Raw genomic sequence first — 1,799 nt, 5'->3', positions numbered from 1 at the left:
GGAAGGCAAGATAATCGTTATAGTATCTTGCACCTTTGAATACTACGGTAACCATCTTTACCTTTGAAGGATCCTTGGCAACGTCAACGTGTCTATACCTTGACGCGTTAGATGTGTTTTGACCACCTGCGCCTCCGGTTCTTTCTCCTCCTGATGTCCGCCCTAAAACTATTTCGGCAATTGGTATTTTCTTAAATCCCACCCGATGATGATTATTAACGTAGTATTTGATTATTAGGTCACCCCTGATGTCGCGAGGTCCTAATCTCAAGGTTTCCCTGAAACCAACGCCGGCAATTCAAGATAGCGGGTTTTTGGTGTTGGGTCTGAAGGAATCTATTTTCTTTACAACTTTTGTATTTTCAGAACCGAATTTTTCCCTTGCCAATTCTTGCTTTTCAACGTCTGCCACTTCTTTCTCGGCATTCCTTGAAAGCCCGGACGCTAAAACCTTTTCACCCGGTGATGTTTTAAGTCACTCGATCGCCTCTTTGCTGGCATTGTCAATCTTTTCAAGCACTCTATTTACTGATTGAATTCCTTTTTCGGCAGAACCTAACAAGGCAAAATCCATTTTAGCAACTGCTATTTCCTTAAAGTATGGACCAAATACCGCCAAGAAATTTGTAACCCATCATATTGGATCTGATGGCAAATTGCCCCCGTTGATTTGGATTCCCAAGGTTTGACCTGTTATTTGTATTATTCCCGAAATGATTATTCCGGATATTCCCGGAATAAAAAAAGTAGCCAAAGTAGAAATCGCCAATATTCCGATGTCAAATGATATCGATTTTAACAATTCTAAATTGTCCATTTTTTGCTCCTTAAGCTTTGATTACTGCAGGGTCACCAAGCGCAATTAGCCCGTCCCCGTAAAGAATACCTTCTGAACCTGCTTTTGGCAGAACTCATTCTCACGCAAATTTTCCAGCGTTTGATTTTGAAGGGTATTGCACGAATTCTGGGTTTGCGATTGGAACTACCGCGGCACCCCTAATTTCAACGAATGAGATGTCGGAAGTGATATTTTCATATACTGAAACCCCATCGATGTTGAATGTAGATCCAGACTCAAGGATTGCTGAACCTCTGTCTGAACCGATGAACCCCACGGCTCTTTTTAGGACTGTAAGGACCTTTGGTGGAACCGCAACGAAGATGAAGGCACGGTTTGTTCCTTTTCTTCTTGAATTCTTTTGTTTAACTAGTTCAGCGATTGCATCCTGGAACTTGATATAAACGTCTTTTGGGTCAACCAATGCTGTTGTGTCCACAACTCTGGTAACTCCATCACCAAGTGCTGCAGCGTCTGCCGCTTTTGTTGCTTTTCTCAACGCTTCAAAATAACGATCTGCTCTTTCTGATGTTGAAAGGATTGACGCTTGCCCTTGTTTTTCTGTTTGTAGAGTTGCCGCAACCTCAAGTTTTTTGGCATCTCAATTGTCAAGGTAGATTGGTTTTGTTGAACGTTCATCGTCAAGGTCAACTGTGATTTTTGTTAGAGTGATAGGGTCACCGGCGATAGCGGTTCCGGCAGCGTCTGCCGCCACTAGTGTTTTTCTGTCAACCACTGAACCGAATTGATCGGCGTAGTATTCAAATCTAACAATCTTACCTGTTTGTGCATCTGTAACCGGTTGTGCTGACACCGGCCCGTTGATTTGCGCCACGATGTCACCTTCGGATCATACTTTAACTAGTCCTTGGCTGACTGTTGCAGAGTCGAACGCAACGCCTTGCGCGTCTTTAATGGTGTTTGTCTTTGGAACTGGCATTATCTGCCTCCTTTGTCTTCT

5 protein-coding genes are annotated in these 1,799 nt (G+C 43.2%); all 5 read right to left on the bottom strand.

Translation table 11 applies throughout. From position 1 onward, the window contains the following. Positions 1 to 202: hypothetical protein (locus N1032_RS22880; protein WP_259542619.1), on the bottom strand; the 202-nt coding region annotated here is incomplete at its 3' end. Positions 203 to 475: 273 nt separating this feature from the next. Then, positions 476 to 619, bottom strand: a complete 144-nt coding sequence (locus tag N1032_RS22875) for a hypothetical protein (protein WP_259542618.1) — start codon at positions 617 to 619, stop codon at positions 476 to 478. Between the two features lie 15 nt (positions 620 to 634). After that, complete coding sequence (locus N1032_RS22870) at positions 635 to 817, bottom strand: hypothetical protein (RefSeq protein WP_259542615.1); 183 nt, start codon at positions 815 to 817, stop codon at positions 635 to 637. Positions 818 to 917: 100 nt separating this feature from the next. Next, positions 918 to 1,337, bottom strand: a complete 420-nt coding sequence (locus N1032_RS22865) for a hypothetical protein (RefSeq protein WP_259542614.1) — start codon at positions 1,335 to 1,337, stop codon at positions 918 to 920. Positions 1,338 to 1,439: 102 nt separating this feature from the next. Continuing rightward, on the bottom strand, positions 1,440 to 1,673 hold the full coding sequence (locus N1032_RS22860; protein WP_259542613.1) for a hypothetical protein: 234 nt from the start codon (positions 1,671 to 1,673) through the stop codon (positions 1,440 to 1,442). Positions 1,674 to 1,799 lie beyond the last annotated feature (126 nt).

The organism is Herbiconiux daphne, assembly GCF_024979295.1.
Lineage (GTDB): Bacteria > Actinomycetota > Actinomycetes > Actinomycetales > Microbacteriaceae > Herbiconiux > Herbiconiux daphnes.
Note: the sequence above shows the minus strand (reverse complement) of the source record. Positions and strands in the feature narration are given on the sequence as shown.

Bases quoted from the DNA above. Each gene is read 5' to 3' on its own strand.
- N1032_RS22870 (WP_259542615.1), bottom strand. From the start codon at position 817: ATGGACAATTTAGAATTGTTAAAATCGATATCATTTGACATCGGAATA.